23 protein-coding genes are annotated in these 25,966 nt (G+C 71.4%); 6 read left to right on the forward strand and 17 right to left on the reverse strand.

Annotated features, from left to right (window positions below; all coding sequences use genetic code 11):
* Positions 1–191 precede the first annotated feature (191 nt).
* The 5 genes from egtD to ABH928_RS06905 form a co-directional block, all read right to left on the reverse strand.
* On the reverse strand, positions 192–1,181 hold the full coding sequence (gene egtD, locus ABH928_RS06885; RefSeq protein WP_370063785.1) for an L-histidine N(alpha)-methyltransferase: 990 nt from the start codon (positions 1,179–1,181) through the stop codon (positions 192–194).
* 893 nt (positions 1,182–2,074) lie between these two features.
* Complete coding sequence (gene egtB, locus ABH928_RS06890; RefSeq protein WP_370063184.1) at positions 2,075–3,610, reverse strand: ergothioneine biosynthesis protein EgtB; 1,536 nt, start codon at positions 3,608–3,610, stop codon at positions 2,075–2,077.
* On the reverse strand, positions 3,607–5,031 hold the full coding sequence (gene egtA / locus ABH928_RS06895; protein WP_370063186.1) for an ergothioneine biosynthesis glutamate--cysteine ligase EgtA: 1,425 nt from the start codon (positions 5,029–5,031) through the stop codon (positions 3,607–3,609). The genes egtB and egtA overlap by 4 nt, the downstream gene beginning before the upstream one ends.
* 379 nt (positions 5,032–5,410) lie before the next feature.
* Positions 5,411–6,127, reverse strand: a complete 717-nt coding sequence (locus ABH928_RS06900; RefSeq protein WP_370063188.1) for a 4'-phosphopantetheinyl transferase superfamily protein — start codon at positions 6,125–6,127, stop codon at positions 5,411–5,413.
* A complete protein-coding gene (locus tag ABH928_RS06905; protein ID WP_370063190.1) occupies positions 6,124–6,993 on the reverse strand; it encodes a RimK family alpha-L-glutamate ligase in 870 nt (289 codons plus the stop codon). The genes ABH928_RS06900 and ABH928_RS06905 overlap by 4 nt, the downstream gene beginning before the upstream one ends.
* Before the next feature lie 239 nt (positions 6,994–7,232).
* Here ABH928_RS06905 and ABH928_RS06910 point away from each other — a divergent pair, with 239 nt between their 5' ends.
* Positions 7,233–8,942, forward strand: coding sequence for a glycosyl hydrolase family 8 (locus tag ABH928_RS06910; RefSeq protein WP_370063192.1), 1,710 nt, complete (start codon positions 7,233–7,235; stop codon positions 8,940–8,942).
* A gap of 128 nt (positions 8,943–9,070) precedes the next feature.
* Here ABH928_RS06910 and ABH928_RS06915 read toward each other — a convergent pair whose 3' ends face one another.
* Positions 9,071–9,817 carry an AIM24 family protein gene (locus ABH928_RS06915; RefSeq protein WP_370063194.1) on the reverse strand — a complete coding sequence of 249 codons (747 nt, stop codon included), beginning with the start codon at positions 9,815–9,817 and terminating at the stop codon, positions 9,071–9,073.
* A gap of 162 nt (positions 9,818–9,979) precedes the next feature.
* On the reverse strand, positions 9,980–10,366 hold the full coding sequence (locus tag ABH928_RS06920) for an MmcQ/YjbR family DNA-binding protein (RefSeq protein ID WP_370063196.1): 387 nt from the start codon (positions 10,364–10,366) through the stop codon (positions 9,980–9,982).
* Positions 10,367–10,494: 128 nt separating this feature from the next.
* On the opposite strand from ABH928_RS06920, the gene ABH928_RS06925 reads away from it, so the two are divergent.
* The gene (locus tag ABH928_RS06925; RefSeq protein WP_370063198.1) at positions 10,495–11,364 is read left to right on the forward strand and encodes an SAM-dependent methyltransferase; all 870 of its coding nucleotides are present in this window, start codon (positions 10,495–10,497) and stop codon (positions 11,362–11,364) included.
* A gap of 60 nt (positions 11,365–11,424) precedes the next feature.
* Here ABH928_RS06925 and ABH928_RS06930 read toward each other — a convergent pair whose 3' ends face one another.
* The 8 genes from ABH928_RS06930 to ABH928_RS06965 form a co-directional block, all read right to left on the reverse strand.
* On the reverse strand, positions 11,425–11,817 hold the full coding sequence (locus ABH928_RS06930) for an RNA-binding S4 domain-containing protein (RefSeq protein WP_370063200.1): 393 nt from the start codon (positions 11,815–11,817) through the stop codon (positions 11,425–11,427).
* Positions 11,818–11,901: 84 nt separating this feature from the next.
* Positions 11,902–12,633, reverse strand: a complete 732-nt coding sequence (locus ABH928_RS06935; protein ID WP_370063202.1) for a hypothetical protein — start codon at positions 12,631–12,633, stop codon at positions 11,902–11,904.
* Positions 12,630–12,797, reverse strand: coding sequence for a hypothetical protein (locus tag ABH928_RS06940; RefSeq protein WP_370063204.1), 168 nt, complete (start codon positions 12,795–12,797; stop codon positions 12,630–12,632). The genes ABH928_RS06935 and ABH928_RS06940 overlap by 4 nt, the downstream gene beginning before the upstream one ends.
* Positions 12,798–13,076: 279 nt before the next feature.
* Positions 13,077–14,075 carry an alpha/beta hydrolase gene (locus ABH928_RS06945; protein WP_370063205.1) on the reverse strand — a complete coding sequence of 333 codons (999 nt, stop codon included), beginning with the start codon at positions 14,073–14,075 and terminating at the stop codon, positions 13,077–13,079.
* Positions 14,072–14,827, reverse strand: a complete 756-nt coding sequence (locus ABH928_RS06950) for a glucose 1-dehydrogenase (protein ID WP_370063787.1) — start codon at positions 14,825–14,827, stop codon at positions 14,072–14,074. Before ABH928_RS06950 ends, ABH928_RS06945 begins: the two co-directional genes overlap by 4 nt.
* Positions 14,828–14,886: 59 nt before the next feature.
* Positions 14,887–15,906, reverse strand: a complete 1,020-nt coding sequence (locus ABH928_RS06955; protein WP_370063207.1) for an acyl-CoA dehydrogenase family protein — start codon at positions 15,904–15,906, stop codon at positions 14,887–14,889.
* Between the two features lie 2 nt (positions 15,907–15,908).
* The gene (locus ABH928_RS06960; protein ID WP_370063209.1) at positions 15,909–17,045 is read right to left on the reverse strand and encodes an acyl-CoA dehydrogenase family protein; all 1,137 of its coding nucleotides are present in this window, start codon (positions 17,043–17,045) and stop codon (positions 15,909–15,911) included.
* Complete coding sequence (locus ABH928_RS06965; RefSeq protein ID WP_370063211.1) at positions 17,045–17,977, reverse strand: enoyl-CoA hydratase; 933 nt, start codon at positions 17,975–17,977, stop codon at positions 17,045–17,047. Before ABH928_RS06965 ends, ABH928_RS06960 begins: the two co-directional genes overlap by 1 nt.
* 236 nt (positions 17,978–18,213) lie before the next feature.
* Here ABH928_RS06965 and ABH928_RS06970 point away from each other — a divergent pair, with 236 nt between their 5' ends.
* Genes ABH928_RS06970 through ABH928_RS06985 form a run of 4 tightly spaced genes read left to right on the forward strand, consistent with a single transcriptional unit; the run spans position 18,214 to position 21,833 of the window.
* Positions 18,214–18,816, forward strand: coding sequence for a TetR/AcrR family transcriptional regulator (locus tag ABH928_RS06970; RefSeq protein ID WP_370063789.1), 603 nt, complete (start codon positions 18,214–18,216; stop codon positions 18,814–18,816).
* A gap of 42 nt (positions 18,817–18,858) precedes the next feature.
* On the forward strand, positions 18,859–20,016 hold the full coding sequence (locus ABH928_RS06975; RefSeq protein ID WP_370063213.1) for an acetyl-CoA C-acetyltransferase: 1,158 nt from the start codon (positions 18,859–18,861) through the stop codon (positions 20,014–20,016).
* 37 nt (positions 20,017–20,053) lie between these two features.
* Complete coding sequence (locus tag ABH928_RS06980) at positions 20,054–20,887, forward strand: SDR family oxidoreductase (RefSeq protein WP_370063215.1); 834 nt, start codon at positions 20,054–20,056, stop codon at positions 20,885–20,887.
* Position 20,888: 1 nt separating this feature from the next.
* Positions 20,889–21,833, forward strand: a complete 945-nt coding sequence (locus ABH928_RS06985) for an SDR family oxidoreductase (protein WP_370063217.1) — start codon at positions 20,889–20,891, stop codon at positions 21,831–21,833.
* An 8-nt stretch (positions 21,834–21,841) separates the two neighbouring features.
* On the opposite strand, the gene ABH928_RS06990 is transcribed toward ABH928_RS06985, so the two are convergent.
* Positions 21,842–22,582, reverse strand: a complete 741-nt coding sequence (locus ABH928_RS06990) for a methyltransferase domain-containing protein (protein ID WP_370063219.1) — start codon at positions 22,580–22,582, stop codon at positions 21,842–21,844.
* 76 nt (positions 22,583–22,658) lie between these two features.
* On the reverse strand, positions 22,659–25,964 hold the full coding sequence (locus ABH928_RS06995) for an efflux RND transporter permease subunit (protein ID WP_370063221.1): 3,306 nt from the start codon (positions 25,962–25,964) through the stop codon (positions 22,659–22,661).
* Between the last annotated feature and the right edge of the window lie 2 nt (positions 25,965–25,966).

Below are 25,966 nucleotides of genomic sequence, written 5' to 3' on the forward strand. Positions count from 1 at the left end.
GCAACAGGGGCAGTCGGATGTCAAACGGAATACGGTTCCCGCACAGTTCCCGCCGGACGGCGGGGAGTTCCGGGAGACCCGGAACTCCGGAACCCGTGAACCCCGGAGAACGGCGCAAGGGCCGGCCGGAATCTCCGGCCGGGCCCTTCCCATCTGGCCTTCCCGTCGGGCTGCCGGCGTGCGGGCAGGGGTCAGCGGCTGGGGACCGCCAGGAGGAGGGCGAAGCGTTCGGCCTCGTCGGTCCACCAGTGGCGGACGGTGAGGCCTTGGGCGGCCAGCTCCGCGGTGAGGGAGTCGCGGCGGAACTTGCAGGAGATCTCCGTGCGCATCAGCTCGTCCGGTGCGAAGTCGACCGAGAGGTCGAGCGCGGGCACCTTGACGGACTGGGCACGCAGGGAGCGCAGGTGCATCTCGATGCGCTCCTCCTGTGCGTTCCAGAGCGCGACGTGGGCGAAGGCGTCGGGGTCGAAGTCGGCTTCGAGCTCACGGTCGATGACGTTGAGCACGTTCTTGTTGAACTCCGCCGTCACGCCCGCGCTGTCGTCGTACGCGCGGACGAGCACGCCCCGGTCCTTGACCAGGTCGGCGCCGAGGAGCAGCACGTCGTCGGCACTGAGCGTGCGGCGCAGGGAGCGGTAGAAGGATGCGCGCTGTTCCGGGTCGAGGTTGCCGATGGTGCTGCCGAGGAACGCGACCAAGCGAGGCCCGGGTGCGTCCGGCGGGAGGGCGAGGTCGGCCTCGAAGTCGGTGACGGTCGCGGCGACGCGCAGCCCGGGGTAGTCGCGGACCAGGGCGGCCCCTGCCTGCTCCAGCGCGCTCGGGCTGACGTCGAGCGGTGCGTAACAGGAGAGCGTCCCCGCCGTGGTGAGCGCGTCGAGCAGGAGCCGGGTCTTGCGTGAGGAGCCGGAGCCGAGTTCGAAGAGGGTCGCGGCGCGGGTCAGGGCCGCGATCTCGGGCGCGCGGCGGGTGAGGATCTCCTGCTCGGCGCGGGTCGGGTAGTACTCGGGGAGCCCGGTGATCTGCTCGAACAGCTCGCTCCCGTGCGCGTCGTAGAACCACTTGGGCGGCAACGTCTTCGGACGGGCGGTCAGGCCCTCAGTGACGTCCTTGCGCAGGGCGTTGGTGAGGTGATCGGCCGGGAGCCGGTTGTCCAGGGTGAAGCGCGGGCGATCCGTGATCATGCGGTGCGTCTCCGGTTCGTTCCTGACGAGGGTTCGTCGGGGTCGTCTGACGGGCCTGAGCGGGACGATGCGGACCCGCGCCCGGGTGGCGAGCAGGAGGGAGCGGTCGGGGACTTCCTGCCAGTGGCCCGTGGTCGCGCTCGCCGGTTCGTCGTCCGGCTCGGAGGCGACGAGCACGCGGCCCGGCGCGTGCCGGTACCAGAGGGTGTCGCCGAAGCGGGTGGCGGCGATGGCCTCGCCGTCGGTGAGCAGCAGGTTCAACCGCGCCTCAGGGCGGACCGACGCCACCTGCCGGACCAGCGCGGCCAGCGCTCCGCCCGCGGGCTCGCCACGGCGCAGGCGGCGGACCAGCATGGCCCAGAGCAGCGCCGCGTCGCTGTGGGCCTCCAGGGCGAGCAGGTCGGCGGCACCCAGCGGGGCGCCCGCGCCCGGGCCGCGACCCGCCGCGATCGCGTCGGGGAGCCGGGTCCACTCGGGGACCGCGCCGTTGTGACTGAACAAGTGGCGGCCGTCGCGGAAGGGTGCGGCAGCGGACTCGTCCGGGCTGGTGCCCGCCGTGGCCGAGCGGACCGCGGCCAGCGCGGCGGGGCTGCGGACCGAGCGGACCAGGTCGGGCAGGTTGGCGTCGGCCCAGATCGGCACGGACCGCCGGTAGCGGGAAGGGACGGGCGCGTCCGCGCCCTCCTCGGCCGCGCCCGCCTCGGCCGTACCTTCCTCCGCCACGCCCGGTGCCGCGATGTCCGGATACCAACCGACGCCGAAGCCATCGGCGTTGACGGTTCCGTGGGTCTGCCGTCGTGGTTCCCAGGACTGCTGGTAGAGCCCGTGACCGGGCCGCAGCAGCAGCGCCTCCAGGGTCACGGACGGGCCGAGGTATGCGAGATGACGGCACATCAGGGCATGTGCTCCTCGGGCTGGTTCGGAAGCTCGTCGGCCCGCAGGCTGTCCGTTCCGGCGTCCCGCGCCGTCCGGAAGCCGCAGAAGATCTGGCGGCGGATCGGGTAGTCCCAGTTGCGGAAGGTGCCGCGGCAGGCCACCGGGCCGACGCCGAATGCGCCGCCGCGCAGCACCTTGTAGTCGGGGCCGAAGAAGACCTCCGAGTACTCCTTGTACGGGAACGCGACGAAGCCCGGGTGCGGCAGGAAGTCGCCGGAGGTCCACTCCCAGACGTCTCCGATCAACTGCCGTGCCCCGTACGGCGATGCGCCCGCCGGATAGCTGCCGACCGGAGCCGGCTGAAGGTGGCGTTGACCGAGGTTGGCCCGCTCCGGGGTCGGGTCGGCGTCACCCCACGGGTAGCGGCGCGAGCGGCCGGTGGCGGGATCGTGCCGGGCGGCCTTCTCCCACTCGGCCTCGGTCGGCAGTCGTCGTCCGGCCCAACGCGCGTACGCGTCGGCCTCGTACCAGCAGACGTGCATGACCGGCTCGTCGTCCGGCACCGGCTCGGTGACGCCGAACCGACGGCGGACCCAGCCGCCGGGAACGCTGTCGTCACGGGACCAGAACAGCGGTGCTTCGAGACCGGCCTGGAGCCGGTGCGCCCAGCCGGCGGTGGACCACCAACGGGCCTCGTGGTAGCCGCCGTCGGCGATGAACCGCTGGTAGGCAGCGTTGCTCACCGGGACCGTGTCCAGCCAGAACGAGGCCACCTGGACCTGGTGCGCGGGACGTTCGTTGTCCAACGCCCACGGGTCGGCGGCGTCTTCTGACGCGTGGAACGAGCCGCCACGCGTCTCCGGGCCGCCGGTCCCCATGGTGAACGGGCCGCCGGGGATGAGGACTTCGGCCGGGAGCGAGGCGGTGTCGGCCGGAGCGGGCGCCGGTGCGGGCGCGTGCAACACGGCGGGTCCGCGCCGCAGTTGGTGGGTGGCCAGCATGGTCTCGTCGTGCTGCTGCTCGTGCTGGGCCAGCATGCCGAAGACGAACCCCCGTGCCAGCAAGGGATCCTGCTCCGGCCCGAGGTCCGCGCCGTCCAGGACCTCGAACGCCTGCCGGCGGACGGCGGCGGTGTAGTGGCGGGCCGGGTCGGGCGGGAGCAGCGGCAGCGCCGGACGGTCGGCGCGCGGGTGCTGGAACGCGTCGTAGAGCGGGTCGAGATCGGGTCGCAGTGCGGGACGGCCGCCGCCCTCGCGGACCAGCCAGATCTCCTCTTGGTTGCCGATGTGCGCCAGGTCCCAGACCAGCGGGGACATCAGCGGCGAGTGCTGGGCGCTCAGCCCTTCGTCGTCGAGGCAGTCGGTGAGCGCGAGGGTGCGGCGGCGCGCCCGCTCCAGCGCCTCGCGGGCACGGGCCCGCAGCGCTTCGGTGTCGGCGGCCGGCGTCGACTGCTGATCCGGCGTCAGCTCCTGGCCGGATGTCAGATTCTGATCGGGCTTCGCTTGGCTATCCGGCGTCGGGCTGTTGGTCGAAGTCGGGAAGGTGTCGGTCATCGGTGGCTTCCTTCCAGGCGGTTCGGCCGGGCCACGCGGTCGTCCAGCAGGTCGTCGGCCGGACATCGCCCGCGTTCGGGGTAGCGCTGCGCGAAGGCCGCGACGGCACCGCGCAGTGCGGTGGGGACATCGGGGCGGGACAGCGCCGAGTCCACGGCGGCGAAGCAGGTCAGAGCGGCCTTGGCGAGCTCGGGTGCGGACAGGCCCATGCGTGCGGCGCGGGTCCACATCGTGCGCGGCGGCATCGTGGAGCCGTTCGGGCAGAGCGGCTCGGTCGCCGCCCAGGCCACCTGCGCGGCGGCCGGGTCGTCCATCAGGGTGGCCGCGACCAGCGCCGGGACGATCCAGCCGTCCCCGGGTTGGGCATCGATCATGCGCAGCTCCAGGTACCCGCGCGGTCGGACCGGCGGGAAGAGGGTGCTGAGGTGGTAGTCGAGGTCGTCCAGGGTCGGCGGACGTTCGGCGATGCGGCCCGCCAACCAGGAGGCGAAGGTGTGTCCGGGCGGCGAGGTCCAGTCCTTCGGGGCGTCGCGGCGCAGGCAGAGCAGCCCGGCGCTCATCGCGTACCGCACCCATGCGGAGCGCGGATCCCCGTCCGGCCCCTCGTCGGACGGCCCGCCGTGCCACCCGCCGACCGGGCGCTCACCGTTCACGGCCGGTCCCGGCGGACGGGTACGGCTCGGGTCGAGGTGTTCCCAGGCGGCCTGGCGGGTGGACCGCCAACCGGTGGGCTTCCCGTGCCAGAGCGGGGAGTTGGCGAAGGCGGCGACGAGCACCGGCCCGAGCCGGTGCACCAGTTGCCACCGCTCGCGATACCCGGTCGGCCCCGCGCCCTCGGTGCCCGCGTCCAAGTTGACCTGGACGGCGGCCGTGGCGCGCATCATCATCCGGCCCCACGGGCCGATGCGGTCGAGATAGGTCTCCATCGCCGCATAGCGGGGATGGTCGAGTACCCGCGGCGGGTTGCGGAACGGGTCGAGCCCGTAGCCGCGGAGTTGCAGACCCTTGTCTGCGAGCGTGCGCCTGACCACGTCCAGATCCTCCGCCGCGGTGGCCACGCAGGCGACCACGTCGGGGGCGGGCGGAGCGCTGAGCTCCAACTGCCCACCCGGCTCACGGGTCAGGGCGGTGCGATGCGGAAGTCCGCCGCCGGAACGAACATCGCCGGAACGGACACCGCCGGGGCGGACGCCGTTGTGACGGGATCCGTTCGCCGCCCGGGCCGGCCCTCCTGCGGTCGTTCCCTCGGTGATCGGCGCCAGCGCGGCGTCGAGTCGCTCCAGGGTGACCGGACTGTGCGGCCGGTTGCGGTCGTGCACGAGCCATTCGAGCTCGACACCCACATGCCGGGGCGGGCCGGTCTTGAAGCAGACTCCGTGGATGTGGTCTGCGGCTCGCTCGCGCGACAGCTCAATGCCCACGGTTCACTCCTCCTTCCAGGTTCCACCTAACCCCTCGGCGGCCCTGGCGGCACGCCGAGCGCGTCCATCCTCTGTGGGCCTGAGGAGCGGGCGACAGCACGGTCTGAGCCGTTCGGGAGCGGGAAGGGCCCGTGGTGGGAGCGGTGCGTCCGCGTGCGGGCGCGCCCGCACGGGCGCGTGACGTGTGCGAACCGAAGAAATCCGGATTTGGCTGGAAATAAACGTTCGAAAACGGCGACTGCTGGCTGGTAAGGATCTCTTCCGAGGACGGCTTCCCGGGCATCGGCATCGAGGTGCCCAGCGCCCCTCCGGCCGGAGGGGGTCCCGGCATCCGCTGAGGTCGCCGGGGCTCCGCAGACGGAGCGGCGGGAGCGGCGCGTCAGGCGGAGACGCTGCGCCGCAGTGTGTAGCGGGCGGCGGGAGCCTGGACGGCGACGGCGGCGGCATGGTCGGGGCCGGCCGGGATGTCGAGGACGGTCCAACCGGACGGTCCGGGCGCGGCGCCGGTGGTGCCGAGGTAGTCCTCGGACAGGTCGCGGCCGAGGCCGGTGCCCAGGCCCTTGAGGTAGGCCTCCTTGCGGGTCCAGATCCGGGAGAAGGCCTCGCCTTCGGTCGACGTCCGCTCGGCGGCGAGCTCCTGCTGCTCGGCAGGGTGGAGCAGGCCGCGGACCTCGCCCACCGCACGTGCGGACGCGGTCTGTTCGACGTCGACACCGATCGGCACGGTGGCCAGCCCGAGCATCACCAGGTCGCCGCCGTGGGAAAGGTTGAAGTGCGGCAGCGACCGGCCAGCGGGAACGGACCTGGCGGCCACCCGCGGCCGACCGTGGAGCGCGTCGCAGCAGGGGCAGGGTTCGCGCTCGAAGGCCAGCGCTGCGGGGTCGACGCCGAGGTGCGAGCCCAGGACTTGACGGAGCGTCACATGCGCCACTTCGTACAGCAGTCGGTCCGCCGCGTGGACGAAGCGCTCGGCCCGCTGGCGTTCGTCGTCGTCCAGCAGGTCGGAGGCGGCGCCGGGGGCGGCCTCCGGTGCGCGGGCGTCGATCAGCCAGAGGTCGACGTCGACGGCCGCGGGGCCCGACGGGTTGGTGGTCACGGCAGCAGGGCCGCGAGATGGCGGGCGTAGCGCGTGGTCGCGCCGTCCGCGTAGGGCAGGAAGAGCTCGGGCTCGATCAGCTCCAGCTCCATCACGGCCGGGCCGGACGGCAGCTCGACCAGGTCGACCCGCCCGTATGCGGTCGCCGCCGGGGCGGCGGCCAGCGCGGCGCGTGCGGTCGCGAGTTCGGCGTCGGAGGGGCTGTGCGCCTGGACCGTGCCGCCGTGGTGCTCGTGGATCCGGTACTCGCCCTGCGCGGGGACCTTGCGGACCGCGTGGCTGTACTCCTCGCCGAAGAAGATCAGGGAGGTCTCGCCCCGCGTCAGGATCGACTCGACCAGCGGCTGCAGCAGGGCGTCGCCGCGCTCCAGCAGGTCCGCGAGATGGGCGGCTGTGCCGGGCGCGGAGGGGAGCGCGCGAAGGGCGCCGCGCGCCCCGGCGGAGACGGCGGGCTTGGCGACGACCTCCACCTCGCCGTGCTGCTCCCGGAAGGCGGCGAGCGCCGCGTCGACCGCCCTGCCGTCGGCGCCCCGGCGGAGCACCTGCGTCGGTATGGACGGGACGCCGTGTCCGGCGAGTTCGACCAGGTAGCCCTTGTGGCAGTTCCAGCGGATCACCTGGGCGGGGTTGCGCAGGGCGGTCCGGCCGTCCGCGTGGTCGGCGAAGGAGAGGAACTCCTCAAGGCGGTCCCAGTAGTCCCAGGTGGTGCGGACCAGGGCCAGGCCGAAGGAGGGCCAGTCCAGCGGCTCGTCCCAGGGGTGGACCTCGGCCCGGATGCCCAGCTGTCGCAGCTCGTCCACCAGCAGGTCGTTCTCCGGGACGTCCCGGGGCATGGTGCGACCGGTGAGCAGGGCGATGTCGGGCATGGGCGGCTGCCTCCGTCTGCGAGTGGCTCGGCGAGCGGCTCAGCGAGTGGCTCAGCGACTCGCTCGGCGAGTGATTCCGCGATCGATTCCGAGGACTCGACTGCTCAGTGAGCCTATCGGGTGAGTCGTCCGTAGAGGATCTTGCGGGACATCTTGACGCGCTCACGGCCAAGCGAAAGACTCCCGGGAAAACAGGTTAGGAAACTTTCCTAACTTTACTCCTCGTGCAAGGAGTGTCGATGGTCCGTACTCCGCAACGCGCTCTTGTGAGCGTGGCCGCCCTGGCCACCGTCGCCGTGGGTGTGGCTGTGGGCGGGGGCAGCGCCACCGCTGCCGCCACGCCGGCGATGCCGTTCCCGCAGCACCAGACGTACAAGGTCGGCGTGATGCCCTCCGCGTCGCAGTCCGCGCGCGACGCCGCCGTGGAGAAGCAGTTCAACTCGTGGAAGAGCACCTACCTCGTCCACGGCTGCGCCTCGAACGAGTACTACGTCTCCACCAAGGGCGACGACGACGCGACCAACAACGGCACGGTCTCCGAGGCCCAGGGCTACGGAATGAACATCGTGCCGCTGATGGCGGGTTACGACTCCAACGCCCAGACCGAGTTCAACGGTCTCTGGCAGCTGGTCAAGGACCACCTGGACCAGTGGGGCCTGATGCAATGGCAGTTGGACGGCAAGACCTGCAAGTACTACAGCTCCGGAACCCCCGACGCGGCCACCGACGGGGACCTCGACATCGGCTACGGGCTGATCCTGGCCGACAAGCAATGGGGCGGCTACACGGCCGACGCCAAGGCCTGGTTGGCCAAGGTCTACGCCAACGACGTTGCCCCCGACGGCCACTTGAAGTGCGAGGACGACGGGCCGAACACCGACACCCGTCCGTCCGACAACATGCTCGACCACCTGCGCGCCTTCGCCGCCTACGACACCGCCCACGACTGGTCCAAGGTCGTGAACCGGATGCAGGCGGTCGTCAGTGAGTACACCGCGACGTACTCGTCGAGCGCGGGCCTGCTGTCGGACTTCGTCATCCACGCCGACACCACCTCCCCCTCCCCGGCTCCGGCCAACTACCAGGAGGACCAGCCGGACAACATCGTCGGCTACAACTCCATCCGCGTGCCCTGGCACCTGGGCACCGACGCGCTGCTCTACGGCTCGACCACGGCGTCGGTCTCCTACCAGACCGCGAAGAAGGAGTCGGCCTGCACCAAGAGCCTCTCCGGTGGCAATCCGGCCGACGTCCAGCCGCACATCAAGCTGAACTGCGCCAACGCCAACATCTCCAACGACACCCAGGCGGAGGAGGCGGGCGACTCGGTCGGTCCGGCCGCCATGGCCGCCGGCGACCAGGCCTGGACGGACGCCATCTGGAAGCAGTTGGCGACCAACCCGTTCGGGGACGCCTACTACGGCGAGACGATCAAGATGATCGTCTACATCGTGATGGCGGGTGACTACTGGAACCCGGCCGCCACCAACTCCACTCCCTCGCCCTCCAGTTCGGCCAGCCCGAGCCCCAGCCCCACGCCCACGCAGCAGCCCACGCTCTACGAGGCCGAGGCGTCGGGCAACACCCTCGCGGGCGGCGCCCGTGTCGTGACCTGCGCGAGCGGTTGCTCCGGCGGCGCGCGGGTCGGCTACATCGGCACGGGCACGTCCGGGTCGGGCACGTTGACCATCACGGGGGTCAAGGCCGTCGCCAACGGCACCTATCCGCTGGCGATCAGTCTGATCAACGGCGCAAGCAGCACCCGCAGCGTCACGGTGACGGTCGACGGCGTCGCCCACACGGTGGGCGTGCCGCCGAAGGGGACGTTCAGCGCGGCGCAGCCGCAGACGGTCACTGTCGACGTCACGCTCAGCGCGGGCAGCGCCAACACGATCGAGTTCTCCAACGCGTCGTCCCGTGCTCCCGACGTGGACTGCGTGCGCGTCTGACGCAGAGCCGGTCCGGTGCCGACCGCTCCTTCAGGGGCGGGGCACCGGACCGGCACCGTGCGTGTCGCGGGATCAGACGCGTTGGAGGGAAAGGTGAGGGAAGGTTGGGGGCGTCTGCTGATCGCTCGTCAGGAACGCAGCATGCTGCCGACGATGCCGCCGCCTGCGGCCGGAGCGGCCTCGTTGGCGGGCATGTAGGGAGCCAGGGCGTGGGCGAGGCCGGGCAGGGTCATGCTCTGCAGCCAGATCTGGCCCGGACCCGTCAGGGCGACCAGGTGGTAGCCGTCGCCGCCGAAGATCTTGTTGGCGATACCGGGGATCCGGGTGATGGTGAACGACACCGACTGTTCGAACATGCCGACATGGCCCGGGTGCACCAGCATGGTCTGGCCGGGGCCGAGGGTGTAGGTGGTGAGCTCACCGGAGAGCTCGATCCAGGCGCGGCCCTGGCCCTCCAGCTTCTGCAGCACGAAGCCGTCGCCGCCCCAGAGGCCGCCACGGAAGGACTGCTGCAGGCCGACCGAGGGCGTGATGCCGGGGGTGCCGCAGAGCCAGCCGTGACGGTGCACCATGAAGCTGCGGCCGGGCATGATGTCCACCGGCACGATGTGGCCGGGCACCTTGGCGGCGAACGCCACCAGTGCCGGTCCCCCCTGGGCCTGATACTGCGTCAGGAACAGCCCGCCGCCGCCGAGCACGCGCTTCATCGCGCCCATGAAGCCGCCACCGCCGCCCTGCTGGCCGCCGACGGTCTGCGTCATCTGCACGTTCGCCGACATCCACGAGAGCTCGCCGTGCGGCGTGACGACCAGCTCCCCGGGTGCCAACTGCACCTCGAGCACCGGCAGAGTGCTGCCCTTGACATCAGCCTGCATGGTGGCTGCCCCCCTTGTCCTGGACCTGGTGTCTGTCGCTGTTGCGCACGCTCTCTGCTGCGCACGTTCTCTGCTCCGCACGTTAGCGTGCCCCCGAATCCGCGCGCAGTCACCCCCGGTGCTGTCACCCGCGCGCACTGTGGCAGGACCGGGACGGTTCCGTCACTTCGCGCGAAGTCCCGGCCAGTCGAGGAGGAGTTGCTGTCTGCGGGGGAGCGAGGAGACGACGAGGTCGTAGGAGTCCTCGATCATCTCCCTGACCAGCGGGTCGTTCAGCGAGCCGTCCAACTTGACCGTGTTCCAGTGCTTCTTGTTGAGGTGCCAGCCGCCGGTGATCTCCGGGTGCTCGGCGCGCAGCCGGACGGCGAGCTCGGGGTCGCACTTGAGACTGATCTGCAGCCGTGCGGCGTCGAGTTCGGAGATGGCGAAGATCTTGCCGCCCACCTTGAAGACCGAGGTCTCCGGATTGAACGGGAATGTTTCCTCTGCGCCGTTGAATTCGAGACAGAAGGACCGGAGTTGGCCGGGGGTGAATGATCCGTGATCCATGCTCTCAGTCTGCCGCCCACAGATAGCATGATTTGGACCGGCGGGGCGATGGAATGTCACCACGTGTCGGGGTGCTGCTGTCGGGGTGCTCTGAGTAGTCTGAGCGCACGAGAGAGGGGGCTCACGTGATGCAGGACAAGAGCTGGGACTGGGCGGAGGGACCGGACGGGGACGTGGAGCGGACACCCGAGCTGCGGACGGACGTGCCGCATCCGGCGCGGATGTACGACTACTACCTGGGCGGCAAGGACAACTTCCCGGCGGATCGCGCCGCTGCCGAGCAGGTCGTCCGGCTGCTGCCGAGTGCACCGACCGCGGCCCGCGCCAACCGCCGGTTCCTGGGACGCGCCGTCAGGCATGCGGCACGGGCGGGCATCCGTCAGTTCCTCGACATCGGGACCGGTATCCCGACGTCCAACAACACCCATGAGGTCGCCCAGCAGGTCGCACCCGACGCGCGCGTGGTCTACGTCGACAACGACCCGATGGTGCTGACCCACGCCAGGGCGCTGCTCAGCAGCACACCCCAGGGTCGGACCGCGTACGTGGACGCCGACTTCCACGACCCGTCAGCGATCCTCAACGCCCCGGCGACCAAGGAGCTGCTCGACCTGGGGCAGCCCGTCGCGGTGCTGGTGGTCGCACTGCTGCACTTCCTGCCGGAGAGTGACGACCCGTACGGCCTGCTGGACCGCTACAAGCGGGAGTTGGCGCCCGGCAGCATGCTGATCCTCTCACACGGCAGCGGCGACTACGTCTCGCCCGAGGTGGCCGAGGCGGTGACCCAGGTCTACGCCGCGTCCGGCATGCACATCATGTCGCGATCGCACGACGAGGTGGAACGCTTTGCGCTGGGCCCCGGCTGGCAGCCGGTCGGACCGGGCGTGGTCGCCCTGAACGAGTGGCAGGCCGACGGGGAGGGCGTCGACGAGGAGGACCTGACGATCACCCGCGAGGAGGTCGCCGGCTACGCGTCGGTGTCGGTCAAGACCCGCTGAACAAGGGCCTCCGAACAAGGGCCCCTGAGCAAGGGCCCCTGAACAAGACTGTCTGAGCTGTCACGATCCTCTGAGCTTGTTGATCTCGCGGCGGTCCCGCTTGGTCGGACGGCCGGCGCCGCGGTCCCGCACCGGGACCGCGGCGAGCAGCTCGCGGGGCGGGGGCGGCGGGCTCTTGTCGACGAGGCACTCGGCGGCGACGGGCGCACCGACGCGCTTGCTGATCGTCCTCGTGACGACCACGATCCGCTCGCGGCCCTCCTGGCGGAGTCGGACCTCGTCACCCGGTTTGACCGGCTGCGCGGGCTTGGCTCGCTCGCCGTTCACCCGGACATGCCCGGCCCGGCAGGCGGCACCGGCGGCGGAACGGGTCTTGGCCAGCCGTACCGACCAGATCCACGCATCCACCCGTACGGGCGCGCTCTGCACCGTCGTGTCCGCCGTGTCCACCATGGGGAAACCCTAGCGCGGGGGTCTGACGGATCCAGGCGCGCCCGATGGGGCCGTGCAGGCGTGCAGGCGTCCAGGCCGTCGACGTCAGTCGTTGGCGGTGCCGGTCAGGCGGTCGATCTGGAGCTGGAACCAGTCCAGGCGGGCCTGGAGCAGGGCGGCTTCCGCCGCGAGCTGCGGCACGACCGCGTCCGTGCCGGTCACCGACTCGTCGAACGGGCCGGGCGTGAGCGGCGGCGGCGCGAACGGGGAGCGGATCGGGGGCGCGATGCGTTCGTCGTACGCCGCCGTGACCCCGCGCCCGGCCAGGCGGGCGTAGGCGTCGAAGCGCAGCAGCGGGCGGTTGGCGGCGCAGACCGCGCAACTGCCGGTGATCGCGCGCCAGCCGATCAGGCCCTCGCCGGTGTCCAGCACGCCCTCGGACGGACGGCCGCACACGCAGCGCGGCAGCAGGATCCGGCGCACGCGCTGGCGCTCGAAGCGCAGTCCGTGCTCGTGGCGCAGGTACGCGCCGATCACCGCCACCTCGAGCACGACGGTCTCCCGGTACTCCGTGGCGCAGCCCAGCTCCAAGGCGGTGGCCAGGTCGTGCACGGCGTAGAAGCCGCAGGCGCACCAGCGTGACGGTGGCTTGTGACGTCGCTCGTAGCCGCAGCGGGCGTCGTCGACGGGACCGTAGACGATGTCCGCGCCGAGCGACACCCCGCGGAAACCCAGCCTGGCGCCGTCGGCGGACAGCAGCGGGCGGGCGATCTTGTAGCCGACGGGCGGCCGGTCCGGGGACTCGCGGGGAGTACGGGACCGGCCGAAAGGACTCACTGCTCCGCGCTCGAACCCGCCCGCGCCGGGACGGTCTCCGGAACAGCGTCCGGACGGGTACTGCTGAGCTGTTCAGCGGTGTCGAGCTGCGGGGCTTCCTCGTGCGTCTCCTCGACGAGCACGTCCTCCGCGACGCCCGTTGCGACCAGTTTGCCCAACCTCATGACGACTCCTTGCCCGGTGTCGTGTCTGAACTGCTGGTGACGGTTCGTGCTCCCATGGTGGCCCAGCGACGGCGAGGACGGAAGAGGAGACCCGCTGAACGGGGGGCTGGGCCCTGTCGTCAAACTCGCGTCGGGTCAGCCCGGGTCGTCTGGTGCGGACAGCTGCAAGGCGGAGGATCGCCCTCGTACTGGGCCGTACTTGGGCGATCCGACAACGCAGCAGCGGCCCGTGCCAGGCGAGCCGGGCCCGGCGGGAGTTTGACGACAGGGCCTGGGGGGCTACGCTCCCCGTTCGCGCAGCCAGGTCGCCGCGTCGGTGAGGGCGGTGTCCGCCGCAGGGAGGTGGTCGAGGACGCCGAGGAAGCCGTGGAAGGCGCCGGGATACAGGTGGACCTCCACCGGGACGCCGACGGCGGCCAGGCGGCGTGCGTAGGCGAGGCTCTGGTCGCGGAGGACGTCGCAGTCGGCGACGACGAGGAGCGCGGGCGGCATGCCGGACAGGTCCGGGGCGAGGCCCGGGGAGGCGAGTGGTCCGAGTGCGGCCGGACCCGTCGCCGCCGGGCCCAGGTACTGCTCGGTGAACCAGCGCAGGTGGTCGAGGGTCATGAAGTAGCCCTCGCCGAAGAGTTCGGCGGACTCGCCGAGGAGACGCTGCTCGACGCAGGGGTAGATGAGGAGTTGGCCGGCCAGAGCAGGGCCGCGCCGGCCGTCCTGCCTACGCTCAACGGCCAGGCTCAGCGCCGCGCCCGCCGCCAGATTGCCGCCCGCCGAGTCGCCGCCGACGAAGATCCGGGACTGGTCGCAGCCCAACTCATCGGCGTGGCACAGCGTCCACGCCAGCGCGGCGCGGGCGTCCTCCGTCGCGGCGGGGAAGGGATGCTCGGGCGCCAGCCGGTACTCCACGGAGAGGACCGTCGCGCCGCTGCGGTGGGCCAACTCCCGGGAGGTGCGGTCGTGGGTGTCCAGGTCGCAGATGACGAAGCCGCCGCCGTGAAAGAAGAGCAGCAGCGGCCCGCCGACGGAGGCGCCTGCGCTCGGCCCGTTCGGCCGGTACAGCCGCATCCGGACCGGCACGTCCTCCGGGCCGCCGGGGACCAGGTCGCGGACCTCGGCAAGCTCCGGGCCCGGCGGCTTCTCTCCAGGCGCGGCACCGGCCTTGGACGCGGCACGCATGGACGCCACCGACAGCGGGGCCCGGGCCGGGTCGGGGAAGCGGGCGGCCATGGCGTCGCAGAGCACGCGGGCGGTGGGGGAGAGCAGATCGGGAGTGGGGGTCATGCCGTGGTCATCCCTCCGTCGACGGTGAACTCGGCTCCGGTGATGTAGGAGGCCGCGTCGGAGACCAGGAAACGCACCAGGCCCGCCACCTCCTCGGGTTGGCCGATCCGCCCGAGGGCCAGGTGCGACCAGTCGCGCCCGGCGACCGCCTCGCCGACCATCGGCGTCCGGATCGCGCCCGGGTGGACGGAGTTGACCCGGATCCCGTGCGGGCCGAGGTCGAGGGCGCTGGAGCGGGTCAGGCCGCGCAGGGCGAACTTGCTGGAGCCGTAAGCCGCGTGGCCGGGTATGCCGACCAGCCCGGCGGTGGAGGAGATGTTGACGATCGACCCGCCGTCGACCCGCTTCAACTCCGGTACGACGGCCTGGATACCGAGGAACGGGCCGATCAGGTTGACCTGGAGCAGCTGCTCGAAGCCGGCCCGGGTCTGGGTCTCGACCGAAGCCGTCCGCCACAGCGCGGCGTTGTTGACCAGCGCGTCCACCCGGCCGAAGGTCGCGAGGGCGGTCGCGACGACCTCCGCCCACCCGGACGCGTCGGTCACGTCGTGCGGGACGAACACGGCGGCCCTGCCGAGCTCGGCGGCCGTCGCCCGGCCCTGCTCCTCCAGCACGTCGGTGAGCACCACCCGGGCGCCGGACTCAGCGCAGAGCCGGGCCTCGACCGCGCCTTGACCGCGTGCGGCCCCGGTGATCACCACGACCTTGCCGTCGAGCGTCGGATCGCCTCCGGCCAGGTCTTTGCCGGTCATGCCCCCACCGGCCATGTCTCTTCCGGCCGTGCCCCTACCGGCGGCCATGTCGTTTCCGCTCACGCGCGGACCTCCGTCGGACCGGCGGCGAGGACCAGCGCGCGGCAGGCGGCGGGTGCGCCCCAGGCGTCGCGCAGCGGTCGGGACTTGCGCAGCCCGAGTGAGAGGTCAAGCTCCTCGGTGTAGCCGACGGCGCCGTGCAGTTGCAGGGCGGCGCGGGCCGCGGTGTATCCGGCCTCGCCCGCGGCGACCTTGGCCATGGCGATGTCGACGGGGTCGAGAGAGAGCGCGGCGGCGTGGACCAGCGGCTGCGCGAACTCCAGCGCGAGCAGCGCGTCAGCGAGCCGGTGCTTGACCGCCTGGAACGAGCCGATCGCAGTGCCGAACTGACGGCGTTGGCCCGCATAGGCGACGGTCTGCTCCAGCAGCGCACGGCCGACGCCGAGCGACTGCGCTGCCGTCGCCAACGCGGCCCAGCGGCCCGCCCGTTCGGCGGCGACTCGAACCCGTGGGCCGGACGCCACGGCCGGACCGGCGGGCTCGACTGCGAAGAGCCGACGCGTCGGATCCAGCGAGGCGAGGGCGGCGCCCGAGGGCGTGGCGAGGAACAGCTCGTGGCCACGGACCAGCAGCACGACGTCTGCCGAGTCGGCGTCGAGCGCCCAGGCGGAGGCGAAGGGGAATGGCGCAGCGTCAGAACCGTGGGACAGCTGTAGCGTGGCCGAGGCCTGGCCGGAGGCGAGACGCGGCAGCCAGCTCTTTCCCAGGTCCGGATCACCCAACTCGGCCAGCAGTACGGCGGATGCCACCGTCTCGACCGCCGGGCCCGGCACCGCGTGGCGGCCCAAGCGCTCGAAGGCCAGGGCCGTCTCCACCGGCAGGAGGCCGACGCCGTCGAACTCCTCCGGCACCGCCAGGGCGAAGACGCCGGCGTCGGCGAGCCGGAGCCGGAGCGCGTGGCCCGGAGCCGTGTCCCCGAGCGCCCAGGAGCGGGCGACGGCCGGGGTGTCGGAGGCGGCCAGCAGCGCGTCCAGGGAGCGGACGAAGTCGCGTTGTTGGTCGTCGAGGAGGAACCGCACAGCTACCGCCGTCCCTTCGGCAGGCCGAGCAGCCGCTCGGCGATGATGTCGCGCTGGATCTCGTTGGTCCCTGCGTAGATCGGCCCGGCCAGGGAGAAGACCCAGCTCTCCGCCCAAGGCCCGGAGGCCAGTTCGGCCTCGGGGCCGAGCAGGTCGAGTGCGGTCTCGTGCAGGGCGATGTCGAACTCGGACCAGAAGACCTTGTTGAGGCTGGACTCCGCGCCGATCTCCGCGCCTGCGGCGAAGCGTGAGGCGTTGGCGTAGGTGAAAAGCTGGTAGGCGCGGGCGCCGATCAGCGCGTCCGCGACGCGCGGTGCGAGCTCCGGATCGCCGCTCTCCCGCCACAGCGCGGCCAGCCGCTGCGCGGAGGCGAGGAACCGGCCGGGGGAGCGGAGCGTCAGGCCGCGCTCGTTGCCCGCTGTGCTCATCGCGACGCGCCAGCCCTGACCCGGAGCGCCGATGACGTCCTCGTCGGGGACGAAGACCTGGTCGAGGAAGAGCTCGGCGAAGGCCGGTTTGCCGTCCAGCCGCCCGATCGGACGGACCGTCACACCCGGTGCGCGAAGATCGAACATCAGGTAGGTGAGGCCCTGGTGCGGTTTGGGCAGGCCCGGTTCGCTGCGGAAGAGGCCGAACGCGCGGTCCGCGAAGGCGGCCCGGGAGGACCAGGTCTTCTGGCCGCTGAGCAGCCAGCCGCCGTCGGTCCGTTCGGCGACGGAGCGCAGTGACGCCAGGTCGGAGCCGGACTCGGGCTCGGACCAGGCCTGCGCCCAGATGGTCTGTCCGCTGGCCATGGCGGGCAGGACGCGGGCCCGCTGCTCGGCCGTGCCGTGGTCGAAGAGGGTGGGGGCGAGCAGGTTGATGCCGTTCTGGGAGACCCGACCCGGCGCACCGGCGGCGTAGTACTCCTCCTCGAGGACCAGCCAGTGCATGATGTCGAGGCCACGACCGCCGAACTCCTGCGGCCAGGAGACCACCGACCAGCCGTCGGCGTGGAGTTCGGCCTCCCACGTGTGGTGGGCGGCGAAGCCCTCGCGGGTCTCCAGGGACGGCAGCGGGACGGTCGGGACGTGGGCGCGCAGCCAGGCGCGGGCCTCGGCGCGGAAGGCCTCGACCTCGGGGGAGTGTCGCAGGTCCACTAGGCGCCGGCCTTCTTCTTCATCGAGGCGATGTCCATGCCGCCGAGCGAGTCGGTGGCGACCTCCGCGTTGTGGGCGTGCGCGAGGTGGTGCAGACCGAAGACCGAGTCCATGCCGGCGTGCAGGCCCTGGAGGTCCTCCGCCTGGTTGACGGCGCGTTTGGTGAGGGCGAGGCCCAGGCGGGGCATCTCGGCGATCTGCTCGGCGAGTTCGCGGGTGCGGTCGGCGAGTTCGGCACGGGGGACGACGCGGTTGACCATGCTGATCTCATGGGCGCGCTGGGCGCTCATGCGGTCGCCGGTGAAGAGGAACTCCTTGGCGATCCGGGGCGGCATCACCCAGGGGTGGGCGAAGTACTCGACGCCGGGGATGCCCATCCGCACGACCGGGTCGGCGAAGAAGGCGTCGTCGGCGGCGACGATCAGGTCGCAGACCCAGGCCAGCATCAACCCGCCTGCGACGCAGGCTCCTTGCACCGACGCGACGACGGGTTTGGGCAGCTCGCGCCAGCGGCGGCACATGCCGAGGTAGACCTCGGACTCGCGGGCGTAGCGGGACTCGGCGCCCTGCTTGTCGGAGTGGTCCCACCAGAGCCCGGCGCGGCGCTCGAACGGGAGATGGGCGTCGCGGCCCGGCGTCCCGATGTCGTGGCCCGCCGAGAAGTGGTCGCCCGCGCCGCCCAGGACCACGACCTTGACGTCGCCGTCCTCGGCGGCGCGGTAGAAGGCGGCGTCGAGGGCGTAGGTCATCGCCGAGTTCTGTGCGTTGCGGTAGCGCGGGCGGTTCATGGTGACGTAGGCGACCGGGCCGCGGCGGTCGTAGAGGACGACCTGCTCCGCGGGCGGCGCGTCGGCCGGCCGGGCGGTGTCGGGCCGTTCCGGTCCTGAGGCGTCAACCGGATCTTGCTGGTCATCAGTTCGGGTGGCGGGCATCAGTGGCTCCTTCCCTAACAAGTGTTTGGTAGGTTAACGTACCCGCATGACAGACGTCGACAGGTTGCTCCGAGGGCTCTACGCCGAGCCCTGGGAGCTCGGCCGGGCGGTGAGGCGAGAATGAGACGGTGCCGAGTACGAACAGGACCACAAGCAGGTCCACCAAGAAGTCGACCGACAAGTCGCCGAGCAAGCCGACCGACAAGCCGACCAGCAAGTCCACGAAGAAGCAGGACGTGAGTGCCTCACCGGCGAGGCGGCGGGAGTTGCTGGACACTGCCGCCGAGGTCTTCGCCGAGCAGGGTTACGACGCCACCACCGTCCGCAAGATCGCCGATCAGGCCGGCATGCTCGCCGGCAGCCTCTACTACCACTTCGACTCCAAGGAGTCGATGCTGGAGGAGATCCTCGCTGCCTTCCTGGACGAACTCTGGGCAGGCTACGACGCCGTACTGGAATCCGATCTGGGCCCGAGGGAGACCTTGGCGGCCCTGGTCACCGAGTCCTTCCGGGAGATCGACCGGCACCGTGCCGCCGTCGCGATCTACCAGAAGGAGTCCAAACACCTGGCGCCCCAGCCACGGTTCGCCTTCCTCGCCGACTCGCAGCAGAAGTTCGAGAAGGCCTGGTTGCGCACGCTGGAACGCGGCGTGGAGGCCCAGATCTTCCGCGCCGACCTCGACATCCGGCTCACCTACCGATTCGTCCGCGACACCGTCTGGGTCGCGGCGTCCTGGTACCGCCCCGGAGGTCACCACAGCCCCGAGGAGATCGCCCGGCAGTACCTTTCGATGGTGCTGGACGGCATCGCCGCACGGGGTGGTCCATCAGCCGACTGATCCGTCGGCTGAACCTCGCTACCTGCCCGAGGAGCTGCCGTCATGGCCGAGGCCTACATCATCGATGCGCTGCGCACCCCCGTCGGACGCCGTAACGGCGGCCTGGCGGCCGTCCACCCCGCCGATCTCGGCGCACACGTGCTGTCCGCCCTGATGAGTCGCAGCGACGTCGACCCGGCGGCCGTTGAGGACGTCGTCTTCGGCTGCCTCGACGCGGTCGGTCCGCAGGCGGGCGACATCGCCCGCACCTGCTGGCTGGCGGCCGGGCTGCCGGAGGAGGTGCCCGGTGTCACCGTCGACCGGCAGTGCGGTTCCTCGCAGCAGGCGGTGCACTTCGCGACGCAGGGCGTCATGTCCGGTACGCAGGACCTCGTGGTGGCCGGCGGGGTGCAGAACATGAGCCAGATACCCATCGCCTTCGCCAGCCGTCAAGCAGGGGAGCCGCTGGGGCTGACGGAGGGTCCGTTCCTGGGCAGCCAGGGCTGGCAGGCCCGTTATGGTGACGCTCCGGTCAACCAGTTCCACGGCGCCCAGCTGATCGCGAAGAAGTGGGGCATCACCCGCGAGGACATGGAGCGGTTCGCTCTCCGCTCGCACCAGCGCGCGGTCCGGGCGATCGACGAGGGCCGTTTCGAGCGGGAGTTGGTCCCGCTCGGTGCGGTGACGACGGACGAGGGCCCGCGTCGCGACACGACGCTGGAGAAGATGGCCACGCTGGCCCCGGTCCTGCCGGAGGGCACGATCACGGCGGCCTGCTCCTCGCAGGTCTCCGACGGCGCGGCGGCGATGCTGATCGCCTCCGAGCGGGCGGTCCGCGAGCACGGGCTGACCCCTCGCGCCCGGATCCACCACCTCTCGGTGCGCGGTGAGGACCCGATCCGGATGCTCTCCGCGCCGATCCCGGCGACGGCGTACGCGTTGAAGAAGACGGGCATGTCGATGGACGACATCGACCTGGTGGAGATCAACGAGGCCTTCGCCCCGGTGGTGCTGGCCTGGCTCAAGGAGACGGGAGCGGACCCGGCCCGCGTCAACGTGAACGGCGGTGCGATCGCCCTGGGCCACCCGCTGGGTGCCACCGGGGTGAAGCTGATGACGACGCTGCTGCACGAGTTGGAGCGCACCGGCGGCCGCTACGGTCTGCAGACCATGTGCGAGGGCGGCGGCCAGGCGAACGTGACGATCATCGAGAGGCTGTAGTCGGAGTCGGCTGCAGGTGTCGCGGGGAGGGGATCGCTTGAGCATCACGGTGGATCTGGCCGGTCACGTCGCCGTCGTCACCGGCGGGACGCGCGGCGTCGGTGCGGGCATCGCAAGGGCGTTGCTGCAGGCAGGAGCGGAGGTCCTGGTCTGCGCCCGCAGACCGCCGGTCGCGCCGGTGGTCGACGCCGAGGGGCGCAGGGCCGAGTACGTACCGGTGGACCTGCGTGATCAGGCGGCGGTGACAGCGTTCTTCGACACCGTCGCGTCGCGGTTCGGACGGCTCGACCTCTTGGTCAACAACGCGGGAGGGACGCCGTTCCGGCTGCTCGACGACGGCGACGCGGCCCGGCACGCGCGCGTGATCGAGCTCAACCTGCTGGTCCCGCTGACGGTTTCGCTCGCCGCCCGGCCGCTGCTGCGGCGCAGTCGCGGATCGGTGGTCATGGTCGGCAGTGTCAGTGGCACTCGTCCGTCACCGGGCTCGGCCGCCTACGGGGCGGCGAAGGCGGGGCTGGCGAACCTGGCGGCGTCCATGGCCGTCGAGTGGGCCCCGGAGGTCCGAGTGAACACCCTCGTACTGGGCCTGGTGCAGACCGAGTTGGCGCACCTGCACTACGGCGACGAGGAGGGCGTCGCCGCCGTGGGCCGGACGGTCCCGCTCGGCCGCCTGGCTCAGCCCGACGAGGTCGGGGACGCCTGCGTCTTCCTGGCCTCGGACCGCGCCGCCTACGTCACGGGCGCGACCCTGCACGTCCACGGCGGCGGCGAACGCCCCGCGTTCCTGGACGCCGCGACGGTGAACACGGCCGATACACAGGCGGCTGAGGGCAAAGCCACTGTCACTCGCGAAACGACAAAGGAGATATGACGTGACATCAGGACTGGTTGCGGGCCGGGTCGTCGTGGTCACCGGAGCGGGTCGCGGGCTCGGTCGGGCACACGCGTTGGCCTTCGCCGCAGAGGGGGCCAAGGTCGTCGTCAACGACCTCGGCGTCGGGCTGAACGGAGGCACGGACGGGGGCATGGACGGACGCACGGAGGGACGTGCGATTTCGCCCGCCGAGCAGGTGGCGGCCGAGATCCGCGAGGCGGGCGGCGAGGCGATCGCCCACGGCGGTGACATCGCCACCTCGGCGGGTGCCGAGTCGCTGATCGCGGCGGCGGTCGACACCTTCGGGCGAATAGACACCCTGGTCAACAACGCCGGCTTCCTGCGCGACCGGATGCTGGTCAACCTCGACGAGGACGACTGGGACGCGGTGATGCGGGTCCATCTCAAGGGCCATTTCCTGCCGTTGAAGTACGCGGCGGCGTGGTGGCGTGCAGAGGCCAAGACCGGCAGGGAGGTTGTCGCCCGCGTGGTCAACACCAGCTCGGGGGCAGGCCTGTTGGGCTCCGTCGGACAGGGCAACTACAGCGCGGCCAAGGCCGGGATCCTCGGCCTCACCCTCGTCGCGGCGGCGGAGATGGGCCGCTACGGCGTGGCCGTCAACGCCATCGCGCCCGCCGCCCGGACCCGGATGACGGAGCACACCTTCGCCGACATGATGGCCACTCCGGGGGAGGGCGACTTCGACGCGATGGCGCCGGAGAACGTTTCGCCGCTGGTCGTCTGGCTGGGCGCGGACGCGTCCGAGGGTGTGACCGGCCGGGTCTTCGAGGTCGAGGGCGGGCGGATCACCGTCATGGACGGCTGGCGTCCCGGCCCGACGGTCGACTGGGGCGCGCGCTGGACGCCGTCCGAGGCGGGCGACGCGACGCTGAAGCTGCTCGCCCTGTCGCAGCTACCGCTCCCCGCCTACGGCGCACGGTAAGAGCACGCTCAGCGGGCTCCGACGACGATCTGGAAGGTCACCGTGGCCAGGAACGGGCCGCGGGTCAGGTGGTCGAGCCAGCGCTGCGCCTCGTCCTCGGTGAAGTACCCCGCGGTGACGGCCCGTCGGGTGGTGCGTTCCAAGCCCAGGATCGCGTCGGCCTCGCGCACGTCCCGGAAGACCGGGGTGACCGGCAGGACGGCGGGCACGCGGAACCCGGCCTCGACGGCCAGCCGGGGGAGCTGCCGACCGATCCGGCCGTTCCGCACCACCTGGGTGCTGACGAACCGCGTGTAGGCGTCGGAGAGTTCGCTCTCGGGGTGGTCGACGGCCAGCGTCGCCCAGTCCGGCTCGCCCAGCACGATCCGCCCGCCGGGACGCAGCACGCGGCGCATCTCGCGCAGCGCCTGCGCGGGGTCGGCGACGTGCTGGAGGACCCGATCGGTCCGGGCCCGGTCGGCGAAGCCGTCGGGCAGCGGCAGATGGTGGAGGTCCGCCTGCTGGACGGTCACGCCGGGCCGTCCGGCCGTGCGCTCCCGCGCCTTGGCGACCGCGGCCTGGTCGTGGTCCACCCCGACCACCGCGCCCCTGACCACAACACTCCCGACCGCCGTGCTCCCGACCCCCGCGCCCTCGGCCCCGGACCCGCCGTCGACGACCGCGTCGGCCAGGGCGTCCAGGTCGGTGCCGGGGCCGCAGCCGAGGTCGACCACGGTCTGGCCGGGGCGCGCGTCCAGTTCGTCCAGCATCCTGGTCTTGTAGGCGCGGCCCAGAACCAAGCGTTCCCGCCCGAAAGGCCGACCGGGCGAAACCCTCACCCTGCTCCTACGGGGCTGCCGGGGACGCCCCAGGGGACCCTCCCGGCGAGGCCCCCGGTGACCCTCCCGGTGATGTCCCCGGAGCGGCGGTCGGCGCTGCCGGCCGGTCCGGGCGCCCGCGCCGTCCGAAGCGCAGGTAGAGCGACGGGACCACGAACAGCGTCAGCAGCGTCGAGCTCACCAGACCGCCGAGGATGACGACGGCCAGCGGGTACTCGATCTCCCGGCCGGGCTGGTTGCCCGCGACGACCAGCGGGACCAGGGCCAGGGCCGTCGCCAGCGAGGTCATCAGGATCGGGGCGAGCCGTTCGCTCGCGCCGCGCACCACGAGGTCGGGGCCGAACTCCATGCCCTCCTCGCGTTCCAGGTGCTGGCAGTGGTTGATCATCAGAATGCCGTTGCGGGCGGCGATGCCGAAGACCGTGAAGAAGCCGACCAGCGCACCGATGGTGACCTGCGCGCCGCCGAACCAGATCGCGATCAGGCCGCCGATCAACGCCATCGGCAGGGTCACGAAGAGCAGCGCGGCCAGCCGCCAGGAGCCGAAGGAGAGTTGCAGCAGCAACAGGATCGCCACCCCCGCCAGCAGCGCGGTGGTCAGCAGGCTGTTCTGCGCCTGCTGGCGCTCCTGGTACTCGCCGAGCAGCGAGTAGTGCGAACCCTGCGGGACGGTGACCGACTTCAGCTTCCCCTGGATGTCGTTGACCACCGTGCCCAGGTCGCGGCCCTGGACGTTGGCGCCCACGTCGATGTAGCGGGAGCTGTCCTGACGGGTGATCTGGTAGGGGTCGGGCCCGAAGCTGACCGCGGCCAGGTCGCCGAGGCGGACGTGGCCGCCGCCCGGGGTGTCCAACTGCATGTTGCTGATCGCGCCTGCGTTGTTGCGCGCGGACGGGATGCTCCACACGTCCACGCCGTAGACGTGGTTGTCCTCGAAGACGTTGCCCACCTCCGTCCCGGCCACAATCGTCGCCGCCTGGCGGCGGACATCGCCGGGCTTGAGCCCGTACTGCGCGGCCTTGGCCAGGTTCACCTCCACGTTGACCTGCGGGGTGTCGACGGAGAGGTCCATGTGTGGGTCGACCACGCCGGGGACGGAGGCGACCCGGGTCAGCACCGACTGGGCCGTAGTCCGCATCTGCGTCAGGTCCTGGCCGTAGACGCGGACGGTGATGGCCTCCTTGGAGCCGCTGAGCACCTCCTCGATGCGCTCGTTGAGGTAGGTCTCGACATCCCGGTAGAGGCCCGGGTAGCTGTCGACCACGGCGCGGACCTTGTCCAGCGTCGCGTTGTAGTCGACGTTCGGCGAGATGTGGATCCAGGTCTCGGCCGCGTCGATGCCGACGATCTCCTCACCCTGCGGGGCACGGCCGATGTGCGTGCCGAAGTCCTCGACGCCGGGAATCGCCTTGAGCTGGTTGTAGAGCTGGGTGGTGGTCCGGATGACCTCCTGGTCGGAGGTGCCGGGGATGGAGTCCCAGTGGATCAGCAGGTCGCGCTGCTGGAAGGTGGGGAAGAGCGACTGGCCCAACTGCGGGGCGATCAGCGCACCGCAGACGACCACGGCGGCGAAGACCGCGTAGGCGGCGCGCGGCCTGGCCATGATCCGCCGCAGAAACCGGCCGTACCAGCGCCGCAGCCACCGCACCAGCGGCGACTGGAACCGCTTGAGCGGCGCCCGGCGCAGCATGATCAGCGTCAGCGCCGGGGTGACCGTCAGGGCGACGGCCATGGAGGCGAGGATGGCGAGTGTGTAGGCGAAGGCCAACGGACGGAAGAACGCCGCCGTCAGACCCTGGAGCATGAAGATCGGGACGGCAGCGGCGACGATGATCAGGGTGGCGTAGACGATCGGACTGCGGACCTCGATCGAGGCGCGCAGGATGATCTGCGCGGTCGACGGCGCCTGGCCGCCCTCGGCAACCGTGTGCCGGGCGATGCGCAGTCGGCGCAGGATGTTCTCGACGTCGATGATCGCGTCGTCGACGACCGCGCCGAGGGCGATGATCAGACCGGCCAGCACCATGGTGTTGACGGTGGTCCCGAGCGCCCGCAGCACCAGCACCGCCGCCGTCAGCGAGAGCGGGATGGTGATCAGACTGATCAGCGCGACCCGCCACTCGAAGAGGAAGAGCACCAGGATCACCACGACCAGCACGAAGCCCAGCAGCAGCGAGTCCAGCAGGTTGTGGATGGAGTCGTTGATGAAGTCGGCCGGCCGGAAGATGTGCGCGTCGAAGGTGATGCCGTGCATGCCGGGCTGCAGGGCCTTCAGCGCCTGGTCGACGCCCGCGGTGACCTTGAGCGTGTTGCCCCAGGGCAACTTCTCGACCACGAGCAGGATGCCCGGCTGGCCGTTGATGATGGCGTCGCCGATCAGCGGCATGTAGCCCTCGGTGACGGTGCCGATCTGACTCAGCGGCAGGTTCTGGCCGTTGGCAGCCTGGTCCTCCAGCGGGATCCTGGCGAGGTCGGCGGGGGACTGCACGGCGAGCTGGTGCACGATCGAGAGCCGCTGGTTCGGCAGTTGCGGCATGCCGTCGAGGAAGCCTCCCGAGCCGACCACCGCGCCGTTGGAGAACTGCAGCGCGCCGGAGTCCAGGGCGTCGGCGGTGGTCCGTTCGACGTTGTCCAGGGTGACCTTCTGCGCCGCCATCTTGGCCGGGTCCACCTGGACCTGGAACGTCTCCGAGCGGTCGTTCCAGATCGACACGTCGGCGACCCCGTCCACGTGCATCAGCCGCGGCCGGACGGTCCAGTAGGCCTGCTGGTACAGGTCCATCGGCGTCAGCGGCTTGCCGTTGGGCCCGTTGCCGCTGGCGGTCATGCCGATCTGGACCGCGCGCGCGGTGGCGGAGACCGGGGCCAGGATGACCGGCGGGCTGGCCCAGGAGGGCAGCGAGGGCCGGACGTTGGTCAGCCGCTCCTGCACCAGCTGCCGGGCGTGCAGCAGGTCGGTGTTCGGGGAGAAGACCATCACGATGTCCGACAGCTGCGGCACCGAGGTGGAGCGCAGCTGGGTGAGGCCGGGCATCCCGTTCATGGCGTACTCGAGCGGCACGGTGACCAGGCTCTCCACGTCCGAGGTGGACAGACCGATGCTGTCGGTCTGGATCTCCACCTGCGGGGGAGCGAACTCGGGGAACACGTCCATCGGCGTGCTGGGCATGGTGGCGATGCCGACGGTCATCAGTGCGACCGCCGCGGCGACGACCAGGAACCTGAAGTTCAGGCTCCAGGCCACGATCGCCCGCATCACGCCGCCGCGCGGCCCCCGGCCGCCCGCCGTCTGCGGTTGTGCGGTGCGCGCCACGA

The sequence above is a fragment of the Streptacidiphilus sp. MAP5-3 genome (assembly GCF_041262505.1).
Lineage (GTDB): Bacteria > Actinomycetota > Actinomycetes > Streptomycetales > Streptomycetaceae > Streptacidiphilus.

What these genes read in the sequence shown, in the direction of transcription:
- egtD (WP_370063785.1), bottom strand. Translation starts at nt 1,181, where the DNA reads ATGATCACGGATCGCCCGCGCTTCACCCTGGACAACCGGCTCCCGGCC.
- egtB (WP_370063184.1), bottom strand. Translation starts at nt 3,610, where the DNA reads ATGACCGACACCTTCCCGACTTCGACCAACAGCCCGACGCCGGATAGC.
- ABH928_RS06905 (WP_370063190.1), bottom strand. Translation starts at nt 6,993, where the DNA reads ATGCCCGACATCGCCCTGCTCACCGGTCGCACCATGCCCCGGGACGTC.
- ABH928_RS06910 (WP_370063192.1), top strand. Translation starts at nt 7,233, where the DNA reads ATGGTCCGTACTCCGCAACGCGCTCTTGTGAGCGTGGCCGCCCTGGCC.
- ABH928_RS06915 (WP_370063194.1), bottom strand. Translation starts at nt 9,817, where the DNA reads ATGCAGGCTGATGTCAAGGGCAGCACTCTGCCGGTGCTCGAGGTGCAG.
- ABH928_RS06920 (WP_370063196.1), bottom strand. Translation starts at nt 10,366, where the DNA reads ATGGATCACGGATCATTCACCCCCGGCCAACTCCGGTCCTTCTGTCTC.
- ABH928_RS06925 (WP_370063198.1), top strand. Translation starts at nt 10,495, where the DNA reads ATGCAGGACAAGAGCTGGGACTGGGCGGAGGGACCGGACGGGGACGTG.
- ABH928_RS06930 (WP_370063200.1), bottom strand. Translation starts at nt 11,817, where the DNA reads ATGGTGGACACGGCGGACACGACGGTGCAGAGCGCGCCCGTACGGGTG.
- ABH928_RS06940 (WP_370063204.1), bottom strand. Translation starts at nt 12,797, where the DNA reads ATGAGGTTGGGCAAACTGGTCGCAACGGGCGTCGCGGAGGACGTGCTC.
- ABH928_RS06945 (WP_370063205.1), bottom strand. Translation starts at nt 14,075, where the DNA reads ATGACCCCCACTCCCGATCTGCTCTCCCCCACCGCCCGCGTGCTCTGC.
- ABH928_RS06950 (WP_370063787.1), bottom strand. Translation starts at nt 14,827, where the DNA reads ATGACCGGCAAAGACCTGGCCGGAGGCGATCCGACGCTCGACGGCAAG.
- ABH928_RS06965 (WP_370063211.1), bottom strand. Translation starts at nt 17,977, where the DNA reads ATGCCCGCCACCCGAACTGATGACCAGCAAGATCCGGTTGACGCCTCA.
- ABH928_RS06975 (WP_370063213.1), top strand. Translation starts at nt 18,859, where the DNA reads ATGGCCGAGGCCTACATCATCGATGCGCTGCGCACCCCCGTCGGACGC.
- ABH928_RS06990 (WP_370063219.1), bottom strand. Translation starts at nt 22,582, where the DNA reads ATGCTGGACGAACTGGACGCGCGCCCCGGCCAGACCGTGGTCGACCTC.